Here is a 23,633-nt window from a genome sequence, read left to right as displayed (position 1 = left end):
TCGATGGCCGCTCAGATCGCCCCTGCCGAGCGCCTGCTCAACCTCGTCATCGCCCTCGTCAACACCGCGGGCCGGATGACGAAGGAGCAGGTGCGCACGAGCGTCGCCGGCTACCAGGAAGCACCGTCCGACGACGCCTTCGAGCGGATGTTCGAGCGGGACAAGGACACGCTGCGCGAGCTCGGCATCCCGATCCTGACCGTCACGGACGCGGGCCACGGCGACGACATCGGCTACCGGGTCGACCTGGACGCCTACGCGCTGCCGCCCCTCGACCTGACCGCCGCCGAGCTCGGTGTGCTGGCCATGGCCGCCCAGGTGTGGCAGGACCAGGCCGTCCAGGTGGACACCTCGCGCGCGCTGACGAAGCTGCGGGCCGTCGGTGAAGGCGTCGAGTCGACGGATCTCGTTGCGGGTCTCGCACCGCGCGTCCGGGCAGGTGGCGGCGCGTTCAGCCCGCTCGTCGACGCGGTGCAGGCCCGCCAGCCGGTCCGGTTCACGTACCGGGCGGCCACCACGGGCGAGGTCCGCGACAGGATCGTCGAGCCCTGGAAGCTGCTGGCCCGCCGCGGCGGCTGGGTGCTCGTCGGGCTGGATCGGGACCGCGGCGCCAGTCGTTCGTTCCGGTTGAGCCGGATCGAGGGCACCGTGCGACCGGTGGGGGAGCCGGGCTCGTTCGCCGCGCCCGCGCCCGAGGCCCTGACCGAGGCCCTGCAGACCTGGGGTGCCGGTCCCGAGAGGATCGCGACGCTCGCGATCCTGCCCGAGCGAGCGAGCGCCCCGCGCGCCCGTGCGGTCCCGGCGCCGGCCGACGCACCGGACTGGACCACTGATCCGGCGACGGCACCGTTCGTCGCGAACCGCGAGCTCGTCCACGTGCCGTACCGGGCCGAGTGGGAGCTCGCCGAGGAGCTCGTCGGCTACGGCGCTGCCGTCGTCGTGCTCGCACCCGTGAGCCTGCGCAACCACGTCCTGCACCTCCTGCGCACCGCCGCGACCCTCGACGAGCGGCAGGGGGTGGACGTCGATGGCTGAGCGCGCCAGCGACCGGCTCCTGCGGATGCTCGGCATGATCACCTACCTGGACCGCCACGAAGGGGTCTCGGTCGAGAAGATCGCCGACCACTTCGGCGTGACGACCAGCCAGGTGATGTCCGACATCGACACGTTGTGGGTCACGGGCACGCCGGGCTACTACCCCCACGACCTCATCGACTTCGATGCCGCGTCCTACGAGCAGGGCGTCGTCCGCCTCACCGAGTCACGCGGCATGACACGCCCGCTGCGCCTGGGCGCCCGCGAGGCCGTGGCGCTCGTCGCGGCGCTCCGGGCACTCGACTCCGCACTCGGTTCGGCGATGGATCCGGAGCGTGCCGCGGTCCTGCGGTCCGCGCTGGGGAAGCTGACCGCCGCGACGGGCGATGCCGCTGCCGCGGTCGACGTCCGGCTCGCGGTCGACGCCGCGCCCGAGGTGGCAGCCGCAGTCGCGACGGCACTCCGCGACGGTCGTCGGCTGCACCTGCGCTACGTGAACGCCTCGGACATCGCCACCGAGCGCGACGTCGACCCGATCCGGCTCGCCACCGACGACGAGCGCTCGTACCTGCTCGCCTGGTGCCTGCTCGTCAACGGCGAACGGCTGTTCCGCGTCGACCGGGTGCTCGAGGCCCGCGTCCTGGAGGAGCCGAGCGTGGACCACCACGTGGGCGACCGGGCGCACCTGTTCGCTCCCGGGCCCGAGGGGGAGCTGGTCACGCTGCACCTGACCAGCCGGGCACGGTGGGTGGCCGAGACGACGCCGGTCGACGCCGTCCGCAACCACGACGACGGCTCCTTCGAGGTCGACCTGCGGATCGTGCAGGAGGCGTGGCTGCGCCACCTCGTGCTGCAGGTGGCCGACGACGTGCTCTCCGTTACGCCCGTCCGGGTGGCGCAGGAGGTCGCGACCTCCGCCCGTGCGGCGCTGCGGGCCTACGGCGCACTCGCCGAGACGGAGGTGTGATCGTGCTCTGGTTCTCCGTGTGGACGCTCCTGGTGCTGGCCACGCTCGCCGGCGCGTTCTTCCTGGGCCGCCGGCTGTGGCGTTCGGGCGTCGCCCTGGGCAAGGAGCTGGGTCGCGCGGCGGAGGTGCTCGGCCAGCTCGCCGTGCGGGTCGACGAGCTGCAGCGGGCAGCGGAGGCGCTCCGGCCGGAGACGGGCCCGACCGTGCTGGCGGATCCCGGTGAGATGTACGACCGCTACGCGGAGCTACGCGTCGCGGCAGCGGGTCGTCGAGTCGTCCGTGCCAATCGCCGCGCCGCGACCCGACGGGCATGGAAGGCCTACTGGCGCTGAGATCGGACCGGCACGCGTAGGATCGACAGGTCATCCATGCTGTGAGGGAAGGATCCGTTCCGTGTTGAAGAACCTTGGCCCCGTACACGTGATCATCCTGCTCGCCGTGGTGATCCTGATCTTCGGGGCCAAGCGCCTTCCCGACGTCGCCAAGAGCGTCGGCCAGTCGATGAAGATCTTCAAGAACGAGGTCAAGGACCTGCGCACGGACGACGCGCCGCCCGCCGACGCGACGCCGAACACGGCGCCCCCCGTCCAGAACACGGTCGTGACTCCGCCGCCGGTCGTCGTGCAGACGCCCGTCGTCCCGACCCCGGACCGGCCTGAGCCGACCGAGGGTTCCGCCCCGCCGAAGTCCTGACCCGAGGGTGAGCGCACGCCGCGGGGCGGAACCCGGCGGCCGGATGCCGCTGCGGGCACATCTGGTCGAGCTGCGTCATCGGTTGTTCCTCGCGGTGCTCGGCATCCTGGTCGGCGCGGTCATCGGCTGGTTCCTGTACACGCCCGTGTTCCAGGCGCTCCAGAGCCCGATCCTCGAGGTCGCCAAGCAACGAGACGCCCTGATCACCCTGAACTTTCCGGGCCTTGCCGCGTCGTTCGACATGCAGATCAAGGTCTCGTTCTTCCTGGGCGTGCTGATCTCCAGCCCGTGGTGGATCTACCAGCTCTGGGCGTTCATCACGCCCGGCCTGACGCGCAAGGAGCGGGGATACGCGTTCGGGTTCGTCGGTGTCGCCGTGCCGTTGTTCCTGACGGGCGCGTACCTCGCCTGGTGGGCTCTGCCGAACGCGGTACGGCTGCTCACCGGGTTCACACCCTCCGGTGCGGCGAACTTCATCGACGCCCAGGTGTACCTGGGCTTCGTCATGCGTCTGATGCTGGCGTTCGGGTTGGCGTTCCTGCTTCCCGTCGTCATGGTCGCCCTGAACTTCGCCGGCATAGGCACGGCGGCGATGTGGCGCCGGAGCTGGCGCTGGGCCGTCATGGCCGCGTTCGTGTTCGCCGCGGTCATGACCCCGACCCCCGACGCCATCACCATGCTCATGGTGGCGCTTCCCATCTGTGGCCTGTACTTCCTCGCGCTGCTGGTGTGCGAGCTGCACGACCGGCGGGTCAACAAGCAACGCCTCGCCAACGGCCTGCCGACGCTCGACGGCTACCTGCCCGACGACGCCCCAGGCGGCACCGCGTGACCCGTCTCGGTGTCGTGGTCAACCCGACCGCGGGCAAGGGCCGCGGGACCGCCGCGGGTCGTCGCACGCACGAGCTGCTGCGCGGGCGGGGTCACGACGTCGTGGACCTCTCGGCGTCGTCGCTCGCGCTGGCCACCGACCGGGCGCGGACAGCGGCTCTCGAAGGTCTCGATGCCCTGGTGGTCGTCGGCGGTGACGGCATGGTGCACCTCGGCGTCAACGTGGTGGCAGGAACCGGTGTGCCCCTGGGGATCGTCGCGGCGGGCACCGGCAACGACATCGCACGCACGCTCGAGCTGCCGAAGCCCGGTGAGGTGGACACGTCGGTCGCCCGGATCGAGCACGGACTTCTCGTCGGTCCGCGGCGGGTGGACGCCGTTCGGGTGGGGCCGCCCGGGACAGCTGCCCACGAGTGGTACCTCGGGGTGCTCTCGTGCGGGTTCGACGCGGCGATCAACGCGCGGGCGAACGAGATGACCTGGCCCAAGGGTTCCCTTCGCTACGTGCGTGCCCTCCTGACCGAGCTGCCGACGTTCGCCCCGTACGGCTACCGGGTGACCCTGGACGACCGCGTCTGGGAGTCGACGGGCACGCTCGTCGCCGTCGCGAACGCGCCGTGGATCGGCGGTGGGCTGAAGATCGCGCCGGACGCCGTGGTCGACGACGGCCAGCTCGATGTCGTCGTCGCCGGACCGTTCAGCAAGGGCGGCGTGGTCAAGATCTTCCCCGGCATCTACGGCGGCAAGCACGTCGGCCACCCGTCGGTGGACGTGTTCCGCAGCACGTCGGTCCTCATCGAGCCCCTGACCTCGCTGGGTCACCTTCCGCCGGCAGCGTTCGCCGACGGTGAGCGCGTCGGCCCGCTGCCCCTGCGCGTCACGGTGGTGCCCGGAGCCCTGCCCGTCCTGTGCTGAGCGCGCGGCGGACGCGCGACGGGCACGCGTGTGCCTAGGGTGTGCGTGTGGTGGCCCGCACTCGCAAGTCGACCCCGTCCCCTGACCCGTCAGTGGAGCTCTCGCCCGCCGAACGGTATGCAGCGGCCCGGCGCCGAGCCGAGGTGGAGCGCACCGAGCTCGCGCGGTTCCGGGAGCTGCTGGGCTTTCCGCTCGACGAGTTCCAGGTAGATGCGTGCCTCGCGCTGGAGCGTGGCAGCGGCGTTCTCGTCGCAGCTCCCACGGGCGCGGGCAAGACGGTCGTGGGCGAGTTCGCCGTGCACCTGGCGCTCGAGTCGGGGCGCAAGGCTTTCTACACGACGCCCATCAAGGCGCTGTCCAACCAGAAGTACAGCGACCTCGTCCGCCGGTACGGCGCCGAGAAGGTCGGCCTCCTCACGGGGGACACGACGATCAACGGCGACGCGCCCGTCGTCGTGATGACCACCGAGGTGCTCCGCAACATGCTCTACGCGGGGTCCTCGACCCTCCAGGGTCTCGGGTTCGTGGTCATGGACGAGGTGCACTACCTGGCGGACCGGTTCCGCGGACCGGTCTGGGAGGAGGTGATCATCCACCTCACGGACGACGTGCAGCTGGTCTCGTTGTCGGCGACGGTCTCCAACGCGGAGGAGTTCGGTGACTGGCTGGCCACCGTCCGCGGCGACACGACGGTGGTGGTCAGCGAGCATCGCCCGGTCCCGCTCGGTCAGCACGTTCTTGTACGGGGTGAGCTTCTCGACCTGTACGCGGGCCACGTCGACCCGACCGACCCGGGCGTCGACCCGCCGATCAACCCCGACCTGAGCCACCTGCTGCGACGCAGCAACCGTGAGGAGATCCCGGCCCGACGCGGTCCGGCGCACCGCGGTCGCCAGCAGCAGGGCCGCCCGAACCGGCCCGGCGGTGGGAAGCCGACGCCCAGGTTCGCGGTCGTCGACGCGCTGGAGGCGGACGGGCTGCTGCCCGCGATCGTGTTCATCTTCTCTCGCGCCGGGTGCCAGGGTGCCGTGCAGCAGTGCCTCGCCGCGGGAGTGCGGCTGACGACTCCCGCCGAGGCGTCGCGGATCCGGATGGTCGTCGAGGAGAAGTGCGCGGCGGTCCCTCCCGAGGACCTGCCCGTGCTGGGGTACTGGGAGTTCGCCGAGGCGCTGAGCCGTGGGGTCGCGGCACACCACGCCGGGATGCTCCCGCTGTTCAAGGAGACGGTCGAGGACCTGTTCTCGCAAGGGCTGGTCAAGGTCGTGTTCGCCACCGAGACGCTCGCGCTGGGCATCAACATGCCCGCGCGGTCCGTCGTCCTGGAGAAGCTGGTCAAGTGGGACGGGTCCAGCCACGTCGACGTGACGCCGGGGGAGTACACCCAGCTGACCGGGCGTGCCGGCCGCCGTGGGATCGACACCGAGGGTCACGCGGTGGTCGTCGCGCACCCCGGGCTCGACCCGGTGCAGCTCGCGGGCCTCGCGTCCAAGCGGCTCTACCCGCTGAGGTCCAGCTTCCGGCCGACCTACAACATGGCCGTCAACCTCGTCGCGCAGGTCGGCCGCGACCGGGCCCGCGAGGTCCTGGAGACGTCGTTCGCGCAGTTCCAGGCCGACCGGGGCGTGGTCGGGCTCGCGCGCCAGGCACAGAGCCACACAGAGGCCCTGGACGGCTATGCCAAGGCGATGGAGTGCCACCAGGGAGACTTTGCCGAGTACGCCTCGCTGCGGCGCCAGATCACCGCTCGCGAGAAAGACCTGACACGCGCCGAGGCCTCGGCTCGTCGCGCCGAGGTCGCCCGGACCCTCGACGGGCTCCGGGTCGGCGACGTGCTCGAGATCCCCGTCGGTCGTCGGTCGGGACACGTGGTCGTCATCGACCCCGGCGGCGAGGCCGGCTTCGACGGACCCAAGCCGACGGTCCTGACCGTCGACCGACAGGTCCGAAAGCTCACGGTCGCGGATGTCGGCACCGGGGCACGGACGGTCGGTTTCCTGCGGGTGCCGAAGGGGTTCACCGCCCGCGTCCCGGCGGCTCGTCGTGACCTCGCCGCGCAGCTTCGCACGGCGGTCAGCGACGAGGGGCACGCGCACACCTCGCCGAAGGGCCGCGTCAAGCCGACCCGGCGCGTGGCGGCCACGGACGACGCCGAGATCGCCGAGCTGCGGCGCCGCATGCGCGCGCACCCCTGTCACGGTTGTCCCGACCGCGAGGACCACATGCGCTGGGCGGAGCGCTGGGCCCGCCTGGCCGGCGAGCACGACGCGCTCGTCGCGCGCATCGCGGGACGCACCGGGTCGATCGCGGCGGTGTTCGACCGCATCTGCGACGTGCTGCTGCGTCTCGGGTACCTCTCGCAGTCGGACGCTGCGCAGTCCGGTTCGGGGGACAGCCGCGCCTCCCTCGAGGTCACCGCGGAGGGCCGCTGGCTGCGCCGGATCTATGCCGAGAACGACCTGCTGCTGGCCGAGTGCCTGCGCCGCGGCGTGTTCGACGAGCTCGACGCCCCCGGTCTGGCCGCCGCCGTCTCGACGTTGGTCTACCGCTCACGTCGCGACGACCAGGGGGAGCCGCACGTCCCCGGCGGCCCGGCGAGCAGGCTGGGTGTCGCTCTCGACGCGACGGTGCGGGCGTGGTCCGAGCTCGACGACCTGGAGACCGCGCACAAGGTCGAGACCACCCAGCCGCTGGACACAGGACTCGTCGAGGCCGTGCACCGCTGGGCCGCCGGACGCAGCCTCGACGCCGTGCTCAGGGGGAGCGAGCTGTCCGCGGGCGACTTCGTGCGGTGGTGCAAACAGGTGATCGACGTGCTCGACCAGATCTCGCAGGCTGCTCCGACCGACCGCGTCCGCGAGACTGCGCACAAGGCCGTCGACGCACTGCGACGTGGAGTGGTCGCGTACTCCTCGGTCTAGGGCTCTAGTGTGCCCGTGTGAGCTCGACCCTCTACCGCCACGGTGCGGTGCACACGTCCGCCGACCCGTTCGCCGAGGCCATGCTCGTCGAGGACGGTGTGGTGGCCTGGGTCGGTGCGGACGACACGGCCGACGGGCTCGTCGCGCGGGCGGACGAGGTGATCGACCTGGAGGGTGCGTTGGTCGCCCCGGCGTTCGTCGACGCACACGTCCACGTCCTGGAGACCGCCCTCGCGCTGGAGAGCATCGACCTGTCGCCCGACGGGGGAGTGCACTCGCTCGCGGACGCCCTGGACGCCGTGCATCGCGCGGCAGAGCAGCGCCCGGTCGGAGCGAAGGCCAGCCCGTTGCTCGGCTTCGGTTGGGACGAGCAGCGCTGGCCCGAGGGTCGCCCGCCCACCCGCGAGGAGCTCGACTCGGCGGCGGGCGGTGCGCCGGTGTACCTGGCGCGGGTCGACGTCCACTCGGCGGTCGTCTCGAGCGCCCTGACCGCGAGCGCCGGGCTGGACGTCCTGCCGGGTTGGAGCTACGACGGTCGCGTCGAACGCGACGCGCACCACGCGGCCCGGGACGCGGCCCGTGCCGTCGCGCCCGACCGGCGGACGCGGCTGTACCGGCAGGCTCTGCAGCACGCCGCGGCGCGCGGTGTCGTCTCGGTGCACGAGCAGTCGGCCCCGTTCATCGACACGCGCGAGGGACTCGTCGAGCTTCTCGAGATGACGGCGGCCGAGGAGAGCGGGCTCCCGCACGTGGTCGGGTACCGCGGCGAGCAGTGCGTGACCGTCGACGATGCGCGCGAGATCCTCGCCGCGATCCCGGGCCTGACCGGGATCGGTGGTGACCTGAACATCGACGGTTCCCTCGGCTCGCGCACGGCGTCGCTGCGCTCGTCGTACGCCGACGCCCCAGACCATGCCGGCACGCTCTACCTGACGGCCGAGCAGGTGTGCAACCACCTCACGGCTGTCACCCGCGCCGGCGTGCAGGGCGGGTTCCACGTGATCGGCGACCGGGCGATGGACGAGCTGCTCATCGGGCTGCGCGCCGCCGTCGACGTCGAGGGCGTCGAGGCGATCGCGCGGCGTGGTCACCGGCTCGAGCACGCGGAGATGGTCGACGCTCCGACGCTCGCCGCGTTCGTCCTGCTCGGAGTGCAGCTCAGCGTCCAGCCCGGGTTCGACGCCGCGTGGGGTGGCCCGGACGGCATGTACGCCGCGCGCCTGGGCGCCGGCCGGGCCGCCGCGCTCAACCCGTTCGCGGACCTGGCAGCGGCCGGGATACCGCTAGCCTTCGGGTCGGACTCGCCCGTCACGGCGATCTCCCCGTGGTCGGCCGTCCGGGCCGCCGTCCAGCACCGGGCCGTCGACCAGCGGATCTCGGCGCGTGCCGCCTTCCGGGCGTCGACCCGGGGCGGCTGGCGACTCGCGGGCCTCGACCACACGGGGGCTGGTGAGCTCCGCGTGGGATCGCCGGCTCACTTCGCCGTCTGGCGCGCGGAGCGTCTCACCGTGCAGGCCGCCGACGGTCGCTTCTCGTCGTGGAGCACGGACGCGCGTGCCGGGATCCCGCTCCTGCCGGACATGTCGCCGGACGCGCCGCTGCCCGAATGCCTGCGCACGGTCCGCGGCTCGTCGGTCCTGCACGACACGTTCTGAGACGCGTCGCGAGACACGCCGAGCATCTTGGACGTCTGACCGGGTGAAAAGTTTCGACGCCGTTCTGGGACAGCGCCGTCCCGATCCACCGGATCTCGCGACACGCGGACCGACACGCCGAACCGATGCGTACAGACCGTACGCGCGGGGCACAGGTGACCTGCGGGTACGGCTCTCACCTGCACCGATCCGGCCTTGACACTCCCTGGGAACTCGGTAGGTTTCAGGAGATCCACCGGAGCAACATGCCCACGACGACGTCGGGCCATGGGGGGCAAAGGTGGGAGCTAGGGCTCCGACCGGGCCCGCGTGTTCAGTAGACAACGGTCCGTGCGCTTGCACGCCGACCGGTACGAAGGACACGCGGGCCGGTCGGTCGGCGCCCGGAGCGCGCCGCCGCGGGCGGCAGCCATCCGGAGCGTTTACCTGACGTACTCTCCAGTGGTGCCCGCCCGTGAACCTGCCCGCTGGTGGACTCTCGTCCTGGCGGTCGCCGGCGGCTACCTGACCCGGCTTGCCTTCCCCGCGCCCGGCTGGTGGGGCACCGCCTTCCTCGGCAGCGCCCTGCTCTACCTGGCGCTGCGGCGCGACAGTGCACGGTGGAACGCCCTGGTGGGCCTGCTCTGGGGTCTCGCGTTCTTCGTCCCGCTGATCAGCTGGACCGGTGACGCCGTCGGGCAGGTGCCCTGGTTGGCGCTGTCCACCCTCGAGGCGTCCTGTGTCGCCCTCTTCGGGGCGGCGTGGGCGTGGGCGCGCCGGGGCGAGGCCGTCTGGCGCAGCGCCGGTCTGCAGGTGGTGGTCTTCTCGGTCCTGTGGGTGGCCGTCGAGGAGCTTCGGGCGACGTGGCCGTTCGGTGGCTTCCCGTGGGGCCGGCTCGCGTTCTCGCAGGCCGACTCGCCGCTGGCCGGGTTCGCCGCGATCGGCGGCACCCCGCTGCTCAGCGGCATCGTGGTCGCCGTGGGCGTGCTCTTCGCCCGGATCTGGCTCACGGCGCGACGGCTTCGGCTCGTTCGCCTCGGTGCGGCCGTCGCGACGGTCGTGGTGCTCTTCGCCGTCGGGCTGCTCATCCCGCTCGACACGCAGGACGAACAGGGCACCCTGAAGATCGGCGCAGTCCAAGGGAACGTCCCCGGCACCGGGCTCGACGCGTTCGGGCAACGGGAAGCGGTTCTCGACAACCACGTGGACGGCACCTACGCCCTGCTCGACCAGGTGGCGCCCGGCGAGCTCGATCTCGTCCTGTGGCCGGAGAACGGGTCGGACATCGACCCCCAGGTGGACGGCAAGGCCGCCAAGCTGATCGACGACGCCGCCACCGCGGTCGACGCGCCGATGCTCGTCGGCACCGTCCAGTACCCGGACAGCGGCGGCCGGTACAACACGGCCGTCCTCTGGGAGCCCGGCGTGGGCGTCACCGCCTCCTACTCGAAGCAGCATCCCGCGCCGTTCGCCGAGTACATCCCCCTGCGGTCGCTCGTCCGGCCCTTCTCGTCGGCAGTCGACCTGGTGACCCGCGATATGCTGCCCGGCGACAAGCCCGGCTACCTCCCGCTGCAGTCCGAACGTCTGGGCCGCACGGTCGGGATCGGCGACGTCATCTGCTTCGAGGTCGCGTACGACGCGATCGTGCGCGACGCGGTCCGAGCCGGGGGAGAGGTGCTGGTCGTGCAGACGAACAACGCGTCCTTCGGCGAGTCGGACGAGTCCACCCAGCAGCTCGCCATGTCACGGATGCGCGCGATCGAGCACGGTCGGGCGACCGTCCAGATCTCGACCGTCGGCGTCAGCGCCGTGATCGAGCCGAACGGCGTCGTGTCCCAGGACACCGACCTGTTCACGGCGGCGCAGATGGTGGCGTCGCTTCCGCTGCGCGACTCGTTGACGCTCGCGACGCGACTGGGGTCGTGGCCTGCCTGGGTCATCGACGGCCTGGCGCTCGTCATGGTCGGGGCGGGGATCGCCGGAGCCCGCGGCCGCCGTCGCGAGGACCGGATCGGCAGCGCCGCATGACGAGCTCCGTCGGCCGGGTGCTCGTCATCGTCCCCACCTACAACGAACGCGAGAACCTCCCGATCGCGCTCGACCGGCTGGCGACTCACGTGCCGGACGCGGACGTGCTCGTCGTCGACGACGGTTCGCCCGACGGCACCGGCGAGCTGGCCGAGAAGATCGCCGAGCAGGACGGCACACGCCCCGGACGGGTGCACGTCCTGCACCGGTCCGGCAAGCTCGGCCTCGGGACCGCCTACATCGCTGGGTTCCACTGGGCGCTCGAGCGCTCCTACGACGTCGTCGTCGAGATGGACGCCGACGGTTCGCACCGAGCGGAGGACCTGCCCAGGATCCTGGACGCGCTCCGGGACGCGGACCTGGTGCTGGGGTCGCGGTGGGTGCCCGGGGGCAAGGTCCTGAACTGGCCGATGAGCCGGCACATCCTGTCCCGCGGCGCCAACACGTACACGCGGATCATCCTCGGCATCCCGCTCGGCGACGCGACGGGCGGCTTCCGCGCCTACCGCACGGCCCTGCTGCGCGACCTCGCGCTGGACGACATCGCCTCCCAGGGCTACTGCTTCCAGGTCGACATGGCGTGGCGGGCGGTCCGGCAGGGCGCACGCGTCGTCGAGGTCCCCATCACGTTCGTCGAGCGCGAGCTCGGGACGTCGAAGATGAGCCGGGCGATCGTCGTGGAGGCACTGTTCAGCGTGACCCGGTGGGGGATAGCAGAACGCTCCCGCCGTGTGGCGGGAGCGTTCAGGCGTTCTGCGGGCTGAGAGCCCGAATCTCGCGAGCCTCAGGCGCTGCGGCGCAGCTTCCCCGAGCGGAGCAGGTCGAGGCGCTCGTCCAGGAGCTCCTGGAGCTCGCCGACCGTGCGGCGCTCGAGCAGCATGTCCCAGTGCGTGCGCGGCGGCTTGCCGGCCTTCACCTCGGGACGAGAGGCATCGCGGAGCAGTGCTTCCTCGCCGCAACGGCACTCCCACACCACCGGAACATCGGCCTCGACCGAGAACGGCAGGATGATCGTGTGCCCGTTGGGGCAGTCGTAGTGAGCCTGGAGGCGGGGCGCGAACTCGACGCCGTCTTCCGTCTCCATGCTGTGGGACCCGATGCGCATGCCGCGCAGGGACCGGTTTGCCATCTTGAGATCCTCCGTGCCGTTGTACGGCCGTCGAGAGCGTGTACTTCCACCGGTTCCAACGGTGGAGGCCCCTCCAGTGTTCCAGGTCCACGTGAAGGGATGGTGAACGCCGTCAGTATGTGGCGGAGAGGCTTAGGGTCACTGAGTGACCCATGACGCTCCCACCAGGCAGATGACGGTCCGGCAGCTGGGCCAGAGCGGGCCGTCCGTGTCCGTCGCCGGCCTGGGATGCAACACGTTCGGCGCAACGCTCGCGCCCGACGGGGTGCCCGCGCTGGTTGTCGAGGCGCTCGACGCGGGCATCACGTTCTTCGACACGGCCGACGTCTACGGCGGGACGTTCGGCCAGAGCGAGGAGCTGCTCGGGGCAGCCTTGGCAGGTCGCCGGGACGACGTGGTCCTTGCCAGCAAGTTCGGTGCCGGCGCGCCGGAGGGTGTCGCCCCGGGCTCACGCGCGTACGTCCGCACTGCGGTGGAGGCCTCGCTGCAGCGGCTCGGTACCGACCGGATCGACCTGTACCAGATGCACGTGCCCGATCCGGTGACGCCGATCGAGGAGACGCTCGGCGCGCTGCACGAGCTGGTCGTGGAGGGCAAGGTCCGGTACCTCGGATCGTCGAACTTCGCGGCCTGGCAGGTGGTCGACGCGGACTGGAGCGCGCGGACCGCCGGGGCGACGCCGCTCGTGTCCGCCCAGAACCGGTACAACCTCCTGGCGCGTGACGCGGAGGCCGAGCTGATCCCGGCGCTCGAGCAGGTCGGCGTCGCGCTGATCCCGTACGTGCCGCTGGCGTCGGGGCTGCTGACCGGGAAGTACACCCGAGACGACGGCGCCCCCGAGGGGTCGCGCCTGTCACGCTGGCCCGACCGGCTGGCGTCCGCCGACTTCGGCCGGATCGAGGCGCTCGAGGCCCTGGCGCGGGAGTGGGCCATCACGCTACCGACGCTCGCGCTCGGCGGGCTCGCCGCGCAGCCTGCGGTCGCCACAGTCATCGCGGGCGCGCGGACGCCCGAGCAGCTGCGTGCCAACGTCGCGTCGATCCTGTGGGAGCCGACGCTCGACCAGCTCGCGGCGATCGACGACGCGGCGCCTGGCCCCGTCGGCTGACTCACCACTCGAGCATCCGCGCGCGGTCCGCACCGATCGCGGCGAGCCCCGACAGCCGGACGCCGGCCTCGTCGGCGCCCTCGCGCAACGATCCCGCCCACGACGACTCGAAGAGCCCTCGGTCACCGCCCGCCTCGCGCACCAGCCCGACGAGCACGGAACCACCCGGCGCGTAGTCGTCCAGCACGGAGCCGAGGATTCGCATGACGCCGCCGACGACCTCCGGATCGGCGCGCATCGGGATGTCGGAGATCGGCAGCGCCACCGGCAACGTGCATCCCTCGGCGTCGAGCATCACGAACCACAGCGCGGGCTCCCCGGACCGCTCCGGACCGACGAGACCGAGCAGGACCGCGAGCGCGTCGTCCGGGGTCCGGACCGCACCGCGTGGGGGCGGAGGCAGGTCGTCGTCGGGACCGGAGTCGTCCCAGTCGAGCGCCTCCCATGCGCTCCGCCCCGCACTGAGCTGGGTGTCCCACTCCTCGTCGAGCCAGTCGTCGTCCTCGTGTGCCGTCATGCCACCAGGGTGAGACGGGAGCGGGCGACGGGACGGTCGACCGGGACCTCAGGAGAGCGGCCGGGGCTGTGGTCGGCTCAGGCCGTCAGGTGCGCCGTCAGGGCCTCGACGACGAGCGCGTGGTCGTCGGCCTGGGGGAGGCCCGAGACGGTCACCACGCCGACGACGCCCACGCCGCGCACCCGGATCGGGAACGCGCCGCCGTGCGCGGCGTACTCGCGCAGGGGAAGGTCGTGCTGCTCGTTGAACGTCGTGCCCTTCGCCTTGGCCCGAAGCCCGACCAGGTAGGACGGCGCACCGAAGCGCAGGACGACGCGCACCTTGCGGGCCACCCAGGAGTCGTTGTCTGCGGTTGTGCCCGCCCGCGCGGCATGGAACACCTGCTGCGTTCCGTGCTGGATGTCCACGGTGATCGGCAGGTCGCGTTCCTCACCGAGCTCGACCAGGAGGCAGCCGAGCTGCCACGCGTCGTCGTGGGTGAACGCGGTGAACACCAGGTCGCGTTCCTGCTGCTCGATGGTCGCGATCGTGTGCTGGATCTCTGTGACGTCGTCGGCACTCATGACGACATCGTGGCACGCGGTGGGGCAGTCGACCGCGCGGTGGCGACCGCCTCCCGCAACGCCGGCGCGACCTCCTGCCCGAAGACCGCGAGCAGCCGTTCGTCGTCCCCGGCGAGGATGAACGTCCCGATGCCGTCCTCGAGCGCGAACGGCAGAAGCTCGTCGACCCACTGCGCGGTCGACCCCTGCGGCCCGTTCGTGAGGTTCAGCAGTCGCCGGACGTCGCGCGGGGAACGACCGGCCGCGTGCGCCGCCTCGTCGATGGTCGCGTTGCCCCGGCTCAGGTCACCGGGCTGCAGGTAGCCCTGGCTCGGTAGCCACCCGTCGGCCTTGGTGCCGACGAGCCGAAGCATCCGCGGCTTGTACGCACCGAGCCAGATCGGGATGTCATGCGCGGGAGCCGGGCCACGCTTGGCGCCGTCGACGGAGTGGAACGTGCCGCGCACCCGCAGGGGAGTGCGCTCGTCGGCGTCCCAGATGCCGCGGATGATGTCGATCGCCTCGTCGAGCGCGGTCACGCTCTCCCCGGGCGTCCTACGGGGTGCTCCCATGGCCACGATCGCGTCCCAGAACACCCCCGAGCCGAGCCCGAGAGCCAACCGTCCGCCGGACAGCAGGTCGAGGCTGGCGGCCGCGCGGGCGAGCACGGCGGGCGGACGCAGCGGCAGGTTCAGCACGTTGCCGGACAGCTGGATCGTCTCGGTCGAGGCGGCCACCCAGCCGAGCAGGGTCCACGTGTCGAGGAACGCCGGCTGGTAGGGGTGGTCCTGGAACGTGACGAGGTCGATCCCGACCCGCTCGGCGGTCTGGGCAAGTGCGACGACGCGTCGTGGGTCCTTCGCCGACGGGGTCAGGAAGCTGCCGAAGACCAGATCGTGGCCGTAGTCGGGCACCGCGTTCACCTTCGCTCGGTCATTGAGAGTTCAACGATATCCGGTGGTGCGCGGCTGCTCGCCGGGGGAGTGGGCGTGGCAGGATTTCGCGCGTGACGCTCGCCGACAGCCATGACCTGATCCGTGTGCAGGGCGCACGGGAGAACAACCTCAAGGACGTCAGCGTCGAGCTGCCGAAACGACGACTGACGATCTTCACCGGCGTCTCGGGCTCGGGCAAGAGCTCGCTCGTCTTCGGCACGATCGCCGCCGAGTCGCAGCGGATGATCAACGAGACGTACAGCAGCTTCGTGCAGGGCTTCATGCCGACGCTCGCCCGGCCGGACGTCGACGTCCTCGACGGGCTGACCACCGCGATCATCGTCGACCAGGAGCGGATGGGCGCCAACGTGCGCTCGACCGTCGGCACCGCGACCGACGCGAACGCCATGCTCCGCATCTTGTTCAGCCGGGTCGGGCAGCCCCATGTCGGCCCGCCTCAGGCGTTCTCGTTCAACGTCGCGTCCGTGTCCGGAGCCGGGGCGATCACGATGGAACGAGGCGGCGAGACCGTCAAGGAGCGCCGCAGCTTCTCGGTCACCGGAGGCATGTGCCCCCGGTGCGAGGGCATGGGCAGCGCCACGAGCATCGACCTCGCCCAGCTCTACGACGACTCCAAGTCGCTCGACGAGGACACGCTCACGATCCCCGGCTACACCGGCGGCGGCTGGAACACGCGGCTGTACAAGGAGTCCGGCTTCTTCGACCCGGCAACACCGATCCGCGACTTCACCGAGCAGGAGCTGCACGACTTCCTGTACCACGAGCCGGTCCGCATGAAGATCGCGGGCATCAACATGACCTACGAGGGCCTGATCCCGCGGATCGAGAAGTCGATGCTCTCCAAGGACAAGGAGGCCATGCAGCCGCACATCCGTGCGTTCGTCGACCGTGCTGTCACGTTCACGACGTGCCCGGACTGCGGTGGCACCCGGCTCAACGAAGGTGCGCGTTCCTCGAAGGTCGGTGGCCTCAGCATCGCCGACGCCTGCTCGATGCAGATCAGCGACCTCGCCGAGTGGGTGCGTGGGCTGGACGAGCCGTCGGTGGCTCCGCTGCTCTCGGGGCTGGGCGGGATCCTCGACTCGTTCGTCGACATCGGCCTGGGCTACCTCTCGCTCGACCGGCCGTCGGGCACGCTCTCCGGCGGCGAGGCCCAGCGGACCAAGATGATCCGTCACCTCGGGTCGTCGCTCACCGACGTCACCTACGTCTTCGACGAGCCGACGATCGGCCTGCACCCGCACGACATCCAGCGGATGAACACCCTGCTCCTGGCGCTGCGGGACAAGGGGAACACGGTGCTCGTCGTGGAGCACAAGCCCGAGACGATCGTCATCGGCGACCACGTGGTCGACCTGGGCCCGGGTGCCGGCACCGAGGGCGGCACGATCTGCTTCGAGGGCACCGTCGACGACCTGCGGGCCAGCGGGACCCTGACCGGGCGGCACCTGGACGACCGCGCGGTGCTCAAGGACTCGGTGCGGTCGTCGTCGAGAAGCCTCGAGATCCGCGGAGCGAAGGCGAACAACCTGCGGGACGTCGACGTCGACGTCCCGCTCGGTGTCCTCGTGGTCATCACGGGCGTCGCAGGGTCGGGCAAGAGCTCGCTGATTCACGGGTCCATCCCGGCCGACGCCGGCGTCGTGTCCATCGACCAGGGTGCGATCAAGGGGTCGCGACGCAGCAACCCCGCCACGTACACGGGCCTGCTCGAGCCGATCCGCAAGGCCTTCGCGAAGGCCAACAACGTCAAGCCCGCTCTGTTCAGCGCCAACTCGGAGGGTGCCTGCCCGAACTGCAACGGCGCAGGCGTGATCTACACCGACCTGGGACCGATGGCCACCGTGTCGACGATCTGCGAGGTCTGCGAGGGCAAGCGGTTCGACGCCTCGGTGCTCGAGTACCACCTCGGTGGCCGGGACATCAGCGAGGTGCTCTCGATGTCCGTCACGGAGGCGGAGGAGTTCTTCAGGACGGGCGAGTCGAAGACCCCTGCCGCGCACGCGATCCTCCACCGGCTCGTCGACGTCGGCCTGGGCTACCTGCGCCTCGGCCAGCCGTTGCCCACCCTCTCCGGTGGGGAGCGGCAGCGCCTCAAGCTGGCGACGTCGATGGGGGAGAAGGGCGACGTCTACGTCCTGGACGAGCCGACGACGGGCCTGCACCTGGCGGACGTCGAGAACCTGCTCGGCCTGCTCGACCGTCTCGTCGACTCGGGCAAGTCCGTCATCGTCATCGAGCACCACCAGGCCGTGATGGCGCACGCCGACTGGATCATCGACCTCGGCCCCGGCGCCGGCCACGACGGCGGGCTCGTGGTGTTCGAGGGAACGCCGGCGGCGCTCGTCGCGGACCGCACGACGCTCACGGGTGAGCACCTGGCGGCCTACGTCGGCAGGTGAGTTCGCCTGTCACATCTTCTCGTCGGGGAACGTCAGGCCAACACGACACCCGAGAGGACGGCGGACATGACGAACACCCAGACGGAGACGACGACGCAGGGCTTCACCGACGACGAGCGCGCCGCCATGAAGGAACGCGCAGGGGAGGTCAGCGGCAAGAAGGGCAACGGCGAGGCCGAGGTGCTGGGCAAGATCGCCGAGATGGAGGACGCCGACCGCGTCATGGCCGAGCGCCTGCACATCCTCGTCGCCGAGTCGGCCCCGGGGCTGGCCCCGAAGACCTGGTACGGCATGCCTGCCTACGCGAGGGACGGCAAGGTCGTGCTGTTCTTCAAGCCGGCGGCGAAGTTCAAGGCACGCTACGCGACCCTCGGGTTCAGCGACTCGGCGGCGCTCGACGGCGGCACGATGTGGCCGACGGAGTTCGCGCTCACGACGTTGACGGCTGCCGACGAGCTGCGGATCGCTGCGCTGGTGAAGCAGGCGGCCGGCTGAGCTCCGGCCGGGTCCGACGACGCGGGGCACGGATCCGTGCCCCGCGTCGGTCATGTCAGGCGCGTTCGAGCTCGTCGGCGGCGAGCAGCCCGACCTCGACGAGATCGAGCGGGTGCACCCACCCGTCGCTGACCGGGACGCCACCGGCGCGTGCGATCGCAGCCCGCAACGGTGTCGCCCACACGTGCTCGATGAGCGCGATCGCCGCGGCACTCCCTCGGGGGATCTGCGCGGCGACGTCCCACGCCTGCTCCTCGTCGAGGACATGGCCGTCGGACCCCGCCTCGAAGCCCGCCAGGGCTCCTGCTTCGAGACCCGCCTCACCCGCGAGCCCGAGTCCGAGCAGCGCGCCGATCGTCGCGCCGAAGTCCTCCGCCTCCTCGATCGACAGGTCGCTCCAGGACAGGGCGACGACGTCGCCGTCGAGCGTCTTCTCCACCACCAGGACGTCGATGAGGCGGATGAGCTCGTTCTCACGCAGGCGCTGCAGCTCCTCCAGGATCTCTCCCGAGAAGTTGGGCTTCTCGAAGCTGACGACGAGCAGCTGTACTGGACCGATGGGCATGCTGAACTCCTGTGGGACGGAACGTGCCGGCGCCCCGGACCAGGACGCCAGGTCTCGCTGTCTGCTGGTCAGGCGTTGAGGAGCTTCGTCTTCTGAGCGTCGAACTCCGCCTGGGTCAGCACGCCCGCGTCGAGAAGCTCCTTCAGCTGGGTCAGCTCCGCGTAGACGTCCGCAGGCGCGGCTGCGGGTGGCGCCGCCGCAACCGGTGCCGCCTCCGGCTCAGGAGCGGCCGCCTCCTGCGCGGCGGCGTTCTGGGCGTTCGCTCTCGCGGCTCCGCGGTTCGCGGCGACGTGGGCCGTGGCCCCGAGCACTGCAGCGCGACGTAGCATCCGCGGCATCGTGTTCTCCTTCTGTCCGGCGTCGCGCACGATGTGCCGCCACCTGGGTATACGGGCGAGCCGCGTCCGCGAGCGGGGCCGGTCCCTCCTGCGGGCCGCCCGCTTGGAGCGTAGCCCGCGCCCGGTTCCTCCGGGCATCGTCCCTGGCGGGTGATTTGTCGAGACGGCCGCCTCCGACTACCGCGGCGTGCGGGCGCACGTCCGACGAGCGACCGCGCCCGGATACGACCAACTCCCGGAGGCGCGTGTCGGTGCCTGCCGAGAGGATGCGTCTCGACAGCGTGGGAAACGGGGGAGCAATGAACGAGAAGGTCGTCGAAACTCCGCAGTGGGCCGCGGCTCGGCTGCGTTCCGAGGTGCGTCTGACAGCGAGTCGCCTGACGTTCGAGCAGCGAGCCGACTTTCTTCGCGACCTGGTGAAAGCGGTTCGCGACGCCGTCAAGTTCGACCCACTTCTGGGCGGGTCTGCTCCCGACGGCACCGAGTGGGAGCTCAACGGAATGGGCGTCGTCGGCGGCGCCGCAGAGGACTACTACGCCGAGGCGCTGGACGCCGACCATCGAGCCCAGGGTCGCTCCTGACGCGTCGGCGCAGGACCGTGCGGCGGGACCGAGCGCCCGGCTGGACGCTCGCGGTCCCGCCGCCGACCTCAGTGCCAGAACGTGTCGAACGCCAGGCTGCCCTTGGCGTCGAAGTACGCCGCGATGCCGAGGTAGGGCGTGACGCCGAACCCGGACGTGACGACCGTCCCTGTGTCGGACGCGCTGAAGCACGACGGGCGGCAGCCCTCCGAGTAGCCGAGGTACTCGTGACTGTTCGCGCCGCGGAACACCACGTACAGGTCCGAGTCCGCCGACGACAGAGCCGGGGGTGAGAGCGCCGTCACGGGGTCACGAGGTCCCGAGACGTTCGTGAGCGTCGTCGTCCCCGTGAAGGTGCCGAACTTGAGGTAGCGCGTCGCGTCGTCGCTCACCCAGCCGACCAGGACACCGAGCTCGCTACTGCCGCTCGAGTCGTAGACGAGTCCAGGCCCGAACGGCGTGGTCGCGGTCAGCACCTGTCGACCGACGAGGTTCATCAGCCCACCGCCCGCGGCCGTGCACCCCGACTGGCCCAGCTGGGCGACGTTGATGTGCTTGGTCTTGTCGGTCCACGCGATCCAGGCGCGACCCTGTGGGTCTCGGGCGAGCGCGGGGGCGTGGTCGGTGGTGAGGAAGGCGAACGAGGTGAAGCAGCCGAAGTGCGTGCCGTCGAACCGGACGGCCGTCAGCGTGTTCCCGTTGTCGCCTGCCGTCCACGCCATCGTGACGCCGGCTCCTCCTGTCGCGTCGGCGACCAGCGCCGGCCCCTCACCCTGCGGGCTCTTCTGCGGGTTCGTGTATTGCGGGTCAGGCGGCAGCTTGACGATGTTCTTGCCGTTCGCCAGCGAGTAGCCGAGGTTGAGGTACTTCGCCGCCGCCGTCCCGGTCGTGCCGGTCCAAGCGACGTACAGCCGGTCGCCGACCCGGGCGACTGCGGGGGAGCCGCTGCCGACGTGGCCAGTCGTGATCACGGTGGCCGCGGCCGGCGTGACGAGTGCGGCGACGAGTGCGGCTGCCACCGCGACGATGATGACGCCCGTGCGGGCGCGGAGCGTTCGGCGCTTCATGGACTCTCCGATGAGTGGGGGAAGCGGTTCGGGGTGGCATTTCTCGGCGATAGAGCGCTCTATGAGCCAGGACGAGTGTGGGCCACCTGGACGAACCGGGTCAATGCCCCCAAGGTGCGCCTCGATCGCGGGCGCCCCCGCGCCGGTCGCTGGCTTGAATGACGAAGGACCCAATCGCTACATTCCGGGACCGACGTCGGTGCATGATGACGTCGACATGCCGAAGCCGTATCCGGCTCCCGCCGTGACGCCGCGGAGCACGCATGCAAAGTCTTCTGCCGGGCGCACCAATCCGAAGGGCACGACCATGAAGTCTTACCAGTTCGCGCGCTCCACCGGCCGGCTCGTCTCCGGCATCATCTTGACGTTCATCGGCCAGGCTGTCTGGAACATGGGCCAGCAAGCCGCACTGCTCGACTCCCTGACCAGGAACGGGTACGTCGACAACTCGAATGGCGCTCAGGGAGCGAGCGTCATCGGTGCGCTGCTGACGTTGATGGGGCTGAGCCTGTTGATCGCAGGGGTCGGGCGGCTCTCGAAGAACGTGGATCTGGCCGCGCTGGTGGCCGCACGCAACCTCGAGGTCGAGGAAGCGGCCTCGATCGAGGCGACCCAGAAGCGAGTCGGCCCCGCCGGCGAATGATCCGAGAGTGGTTCGATCACCTCCCGCGAGAGAGTCTCGAGCTCAACCCAGGGGATTGAGGGCCGGTGCCCGTCTGGGTCCGACGACCCGAACGGGTGACACGGTGTGAAACGAGGTTCCGCGGAGCAATGCCGGCGATAGGTTCGCACCCGCTCGCCCATTCACCGAAAACCGGCATCCAGGGGTATTCCATGCGCGCCATCCTGTACGGCGTTCGCGCCGCGACCCTGGCGACCAGCAACTGATGGCGACGACGAAAACAATGCTGCGTTGGTTCGGTCCCGTCTCGGCGGCGTTGATCGGTGCGGCCTGCCTCGCGGGGTGCGCCTCGATGGGCTCGGGTGTCGGAGCGACGAACGACGTCGCCGGAGACTGCGACCGAGGGCACGTGCCCAGCGAGCTCGCATGCCTGACGTTCGTGTCCACGTCCGGAAGCGACGCGGCCAGTGACGTCTCGTGGCTCGCGACCGATCCGCTCACCGTCGAGTTCGAGCAGGTCGACGGACAGGTCACCATCGAGCTCCAGGTGTCGTGCGGCAGTTCGCTGGTCCCCGTGAGCATCGACGGGTCGACCCTCACCCCGGACGCCAGCGGCACGGTCGTCTCCCTCGTCGGCTGCATCGAGGGAGCCGCAGGCCCGCGGGACTGGGCATACGAATTCTTCGCCGAGCCCATGACGTACGCACTCGACGGCAAACAGCTCACCCTGAAGACGGACCACGCAACCGTCGTGCTCGGCGGTCATCCCACGCCGGCGGACGAGCCCGTCGCTACAGCGTCGCAGCAGAGCTGAGAGACCTCGAGCGACGTCGCCAGCCGAATGGGCGGCTAGTTCCTTCGTGCCTCGAAGATCATGAGCGGTGAGTCGTTGGTCGAGGCCGTGCGGGACCAGTCACCCCAGACGTTGGCGACGTGAAATCCTGCGTCGACGAGCTGCTGCTCGATCTGCTCCCGTTCACGGAACTCGAGCGTCAAGTGCTCGATCACGAGATCGCCAGTCTGAACGAACTCGTTGTACGCGGTCAGCACCACGCGGCCCGGCTGGATCTCGTCGACATCCAGCCACTCCCGAAGTAGACCGTGTGGTGTGGGCCTGGACGTCGGTTCGACGTTCGACCACGTCGTCCACGCTCGGGCGAGGGGATTGCGACTCTCGAACGTCAGCACACCGTCGTCCCGGAGCGCCGTGCGGATGTCCGACAGTGTTCGCTCCCACGCAGGGTCCGGGATGTGCTGGGCGACGTTCCCCGACATGACCGCGAGATCAAAGCGGCCCGCCGGAATGTTCCGCGAGTCGCCGAGCACCCAGGTCACCTCGCCACCGCCGGCGCGGCCACGGGCGTACGCGAGCATGGTGCTGGACGGATCGATGCCTACGACTCGTCGACCGGCCTGTACGAGGGTCGCGGTCAGAATTCCCGTCCCACATCCCACGTCCAGGATCGACTGTGCGCCGATCTCGTCGGCAAGAGATCGCACGTAGTCGTGGTCGGCACCGTCCGGGTTGTCGACGTCGTAGAGATCCACGAGTCGAGCGTCATAGTCGGGCACGAGTTGATGCTAGGGCTCCGGACCCGTGCCTCAGATGCACCTCGCACTGGCTGATTTGGTATGCGTGCATGCTTGGTCGTACCGGATGTCGGCCACTATCTGAGCGAAGAGGCTCCGGATGCAGTGGCCGACGCGCTGAGGACCTTCTTCGTCGGCGCGTCCGACTGAGTCGGCCGACGATCCGCAGATCAAACCTGCCTGGAGATGCAACTCGCGCTGCTCGACTGGTACGCGTGCGTGACCGTCAGGTGCGAGTAGGTGGAGGAAACGACCGTTGAAGAGCACGCGGCGGCAGCATGGGCCCGGGCCTATCAAACTCGGGGGGCGCCTCAGCGGGTCGCCTCCCTCAGAGTCCTTGCGTCAGATGCAACTCGCACGGATTGACTGGTACAGAGACGTATCGCGTTGAGACGAGTTGACGGCGCGGCTCGGCCTCGAGTAGTCATCAGTTCGTCGACGTCGGGCCGGCGCAGTGGGTCGACGAGGGCGCCGACACCGGCATCGCCCGCCCACGCGTGTGCCGGCACCTGGCTCCCTGGCCGACCGAGCACCACAGCGCTGCGCCGGGCTGCGAGCCGCCACCGGGCGAGCCGGGGACGTAGGGAGTGTGGTCACCTGATCTGGCCCCGGCGGGGCGGGTTGTCGTCATGAACGGCTCGCCACCACCGGGGCTCGCCGGTTCGACGGGGCGACATCGCTGCAGCTGCAGCTGCAG

23 protein-coding genes and 1 pseudogene are annotated in these 23,633 nt (G+C 70.6%); 16 read left to right on the top strand and 8 right to left on the bottom strand.

Annotated features, from left to right (window positions below):
* Nucleotides 1-3 precede the first annotated feature (3 nt).
* The 10 genes from I847_RS0102265 (at nt 4) to I847_RS0102220 (ending at nt 11,788) form a co-directional block, all read left to right on the top strand.
* Nucleotides 4-1,035, top strand: coding sequence for a YafY family protein (locus I847_RS0102265; protein WP_028048382.1), 1,032 nt, complete (start codon nt 4-6; stop codon nt 1,033-1,035).
* Nucleotides 1,028-2,002 (top strand): YafY family protein, encoded by a 975-nt coding sequence (locus tag I847_RS0102260; protein ID WP_028048381.1) that lies wholly within the window; start codon nt 1,028-1,030, stop codon nt 2,000-2,002. Before I847_RS0102265 ends, I847_RS0102260 begins: the two co-directional genes overlap by 8 nt.
* A 2-nt stretch (nt 2,003-2,004) precedes the next feature.
* Complete coding sequence (locus I847_RS0102255; protein WP_028048380.1) at nt 2,005-2,334, top strand: hypothetical protein; 330 nt, start codon at nt 2,005-2,007, stop codon at nt 2,332-2,334.
* A 61-nt stretch (nt 2,335-2,395) separates the two neighbouring features.
* The gene (gene tatA / locus I847_RS0102250; RefSeq protein ID WP_028048379.1) at nt 2,396-2,695 is read left to right on the top strand and encodes a Sec-independent protein translocase subunit TatA; all 300 of its coding nucleotides are present in this window, start codon (nt 2,396-2,398) and stop codon (nt 2,693-2,695) included.
* Between the two features lie 43 nt (nt 2,696-2,738).
* Nucleotides 2,739-3,527 carry a twin-arginine translocase subunit TatC gene (gene tatC, locus I847_RS0102245; RefSeq protein WP_028048378.1) on the top strand — a complete coding sequence of 263 codons (789 nt, stop codon included), beginning with the start codon at nt 2,739-2,741 and terminating at the stop codon, nt 3,525-3,527.
* A complete protein-coding gene (locus I847_RS0102240; RefSeq protein ID WP_028048377.1) occupies nt 3,524-4,441 on the top strand; it encodes a diacylglycerol kinase family protein in 918 nt (305 codons plus the stop codon). The genes tatC and I847_RS0102240 overlap by 4 nt, the downstream gene beginning before the upstream one ends.
* Nucleotides 4,442-4,482: 41 nt before the next feature.
* Nucleotides 4,483-7,359: an RNA helicase gene (locus I847_RS0102235; RefSeq protein ID WP_155855960.1), complete on the top strand. Its 2,877-nt coding sequence runs from the start codon at nt 4,483-4,485 to the stop codon at nt 7,357-7,359.
* Nucleotides 7,360-7,376: 17 nt separating this feature from the next.
* On the top strand, nt 7,377-9,014 hold the full coding sequence (locus tag I847_RS0102230) for an amidohydrolase (RefSeq protein ID WP_028048375.1): 1,638 nt from the start codon (nt 7,377-7,379) through the stop codon (nt 9,012-9,014).
* Between the two features lie 444 nt (nt 9,015-9,458).
* Nucleotides 9,459-11,024: an apolipoprotein N-acyltransferase gene (gene lnt, locus I847_RS0102225; RefSeq protein WP_028048374.1), complete on the top strand. Its 1,566-nt coding sequence runs from the start codon at nt 9,459-9,461 to the stop codon at nt 11,022-11,024.
* A complete protein-coding gene (locus I847_RS0102220) occupies nt 11,021-11,788 on the top strand; it encodes a polyprenol monophosphomannose synthase (RefSeq protein WP_028048373.1) in 768 nt (255 codons plus the stop codon). Before lnt ends, I847_RS0102220 begins: the two co-directional genes overlap by 4 nt.
* A 20-nt stretch (nt 11,789-11,808) precedes the next feature.
* Here I847_RS0102220 and I847_RS0102215 read toward each other — a convergent pair whose 3' ends face one another.
* Entirely contained in the window at nt 11,809-12,153 is a 345-nt protein-coding gene (locus I847_RS0102215) for an RNA polymerase-binding protein RbpA (RefSeq protein ID WP_028046368.1), read from the bottom strand.
* 172 nt (nt 12,154-12,325) lie between these two features.
* Between I847_RS0102215 and I847_RS0102210 the strand changes: the two genes are divergently transcribed.
* Nucleotides 12,326-13,261 carry an aldo/keto reductase gene (locus I847_RS0102210; RefSeq protein ID WP_028048372.1) on the top strand — a complete coding sequence of 312 codons (936 nt, stop codon included), beginning with the start codon at nt 12,326-12,328 and terminating at the stop codon, nt 13,259-13,261.
* Between the two features lies 1 nt (nt 13,262).
* On the opposite strand, the gene I847_RS26495 is transcribed toward I847_RS0102210, so the two are convergent.
* The 3 genes and pseudogenes from I847_RS26495 to I847_RS0102195 form a co-directional block, all read right to left on the bottom strand.
* The gene (locus tag I847_RS26495) at nt 13,263-13,778 is read right to left on the bottom strand and encodes a hypothetical protein (protein ID WP_028048371.1); all 516 of its coding nucleotides are present in this window, start codon (nt 13,776-13,778) and stop codon (nt 13,263-13,265) included.
* Nucleotides 13,779-13,855: 77 nt separating this feature from the next.
* Nucleotides 13,856-14,341 (bottom strand): heme-degrading domain-containing protein, encoded by a 486-nt coding sequence (locus I847_RS0102200; protein ID WP_028048370.1) that lies wholly within the window; start codon nt 14,339-14,341, stop codon nt 13,856-13,858.
* 23 nt (nt 14,342-14,364) lie between these two features.
* A pseudogene (locus I847_RS0102195) lies at nt 14,365-15,234 on the bottom strand (LLM class flavin-dependent oxidoreductase); the annotation flags it as partial.
* Between the two features lie 92 nt (nt 15,235-15,326).
* Here I847_RS0102195 and I847_RS0102190 point away from each other — a divergent pair.
* Both I847_RS0102190 and I847_RS0102185 read left to right on the top strand, forming a co-directional pair.
* Nucleotides 15,327-17,678: an excinuclease ABC subunit UvrA gene (locus I847_RS0102190; RefSeq protein ID WP_231384043.1), complete on the top strand. Its 2,352-nt coding sequence runs from the start codon at nt 15,327-15,329 to the stop codon at nt 17,676-17,678.
* A 66-nt stretch (nt 17,679-17,744) separates the two neighbouring features.
* Nucleotides 17,745-18,173, top strand: a complete 429-nt coding sequence (locus I847_RS0102185; protein ID WP_028048367.1) for an iron chaperone — start codon at nt 17,745-17,747, stop codon at nt 18,171-18,173.
* Between the two features lie 55 nt (nt 18,174-18,228).
* On the opposite strand, the gene I847_RS0102180 is transcribed toward I847_RS0102185, so the two are convergent.
* Both I847_RS0102180 and I847_RS0102175 read right to left on the bottom strand, forming a co-directional pair.
* Nucleotides 18,229-18,738: a hypothetical protein gene (locus I847_RS0102180; protein WP_028048366.1), complete on the bottom strand. Its 510-nt coding sequence runs from the start codon at nt 18,736-18,738 to the stop codon at nt 18,229-18,231.
* 68 nt (nt 18,739-18,806) lie between these two features.
* Nucleotides 18,807-19,076, bottom strand: coding sequence for an SHOCT domain-containing protein (locus tag I847_RS0102175; RefSeq protein ID WP_028048365.1), 270 nt, complete (start codon nt 19,074-19,076; stop codon nt 18,807-18,809).
* A 299-nt stretch (nt 19,077-19,375) separates the two neighbouring features.
* On the opposite strand from I847_RS0102175, the gene I847_RS0102170 reads away from it, so the two are divergent.
* A complete protein-coding gene (locus tag I847_RS0102170) occupies nt 19,376-19,657 on the top strand; it encodes a hypothetical protein (RefSeq protein ID WP_028048364.1) in 282 nt (93 codons plus the stop codon).
* Nucleotides 19,658-19,725: 68 nt separating this feature from the next.
* Here the strand turns inward: I847_RS0102170 and I847_RS0102165 are convergent, their stop codons facing one another.
* Nucleotides 19,726-20,724 carry a hypothetical protein gene (locus I847_RS0102165; protein WP_028048363.1) on the bottom strand — a complete coding sequence of 333 codons (999 nt, stop codon included), beginning with the start codon at nt 20,722-20,724 and terminating at the stop codon, nt 19,726-19,728.
* A 154-nt stretch (nt 20,725-20,878) separates the two neighbouring features.
* Between I847_RS0102165 and I847_RS0102160 the strand changes: the two genes are divergently transcribed.
* Nucleotides 20,879-21,367 (top strand): hypothetical protein, encoded by a 489-nt coding sequence (locus I847_RS0102160; RefSeq protein WP_155855959.1) that lies wholly within the window; start codon nt 20,879-20,881, stop codon nt 21,365-21,367.
* Between the two features lie 388 nt (nt 21,368-21,755).
* On the top strand, nt 21,756-22,160 hold the full coding sequence (locus I847_RS0102155; protein WP_155855958.1) for a hypothetical protein: 405 nt from the start codon (nt 21,756-21,758) through the stop codon (nt 22,158-22,160).
* A gap of 35 nt (nt 22,161-22,195) precedes the next feature.
* On the opposite strand, the gene I847_RS0102150 is transcribed toward I847_RS0102155, so the two are convergent.
* Nucleotides 22,196-22,918 (bottom strand): bifunctional 2-polyprenyl-6-hydroxyphenol methylase/3-demethylubiquinol 3-O-methyltransferase UbiG, encoded by a 723-nt coding sequence (locus tag I847_RS0102150; protein ID WP_028048360.1) that lies wholly within the window; start codon nt 22,916-22,918, stop codon nt 22,196-22,198.
* Between the last annotated feature and the right edge of the window lie 715 nt (nt 22,919-23,633).

It is taken from the genome of Cellulomonas sp. URHD0024 (assembly GCF_000426185.1).
GTDB lineage: Bacteria > Actinomycetota > Actinomycetes > Actinomycetales > Cellulomonadaceae > Cellulomonas.
Note: the sequence above shows the minus strand (reverse complement) of the source record. Positions and strands in the feature narration are given on the sequence as shown.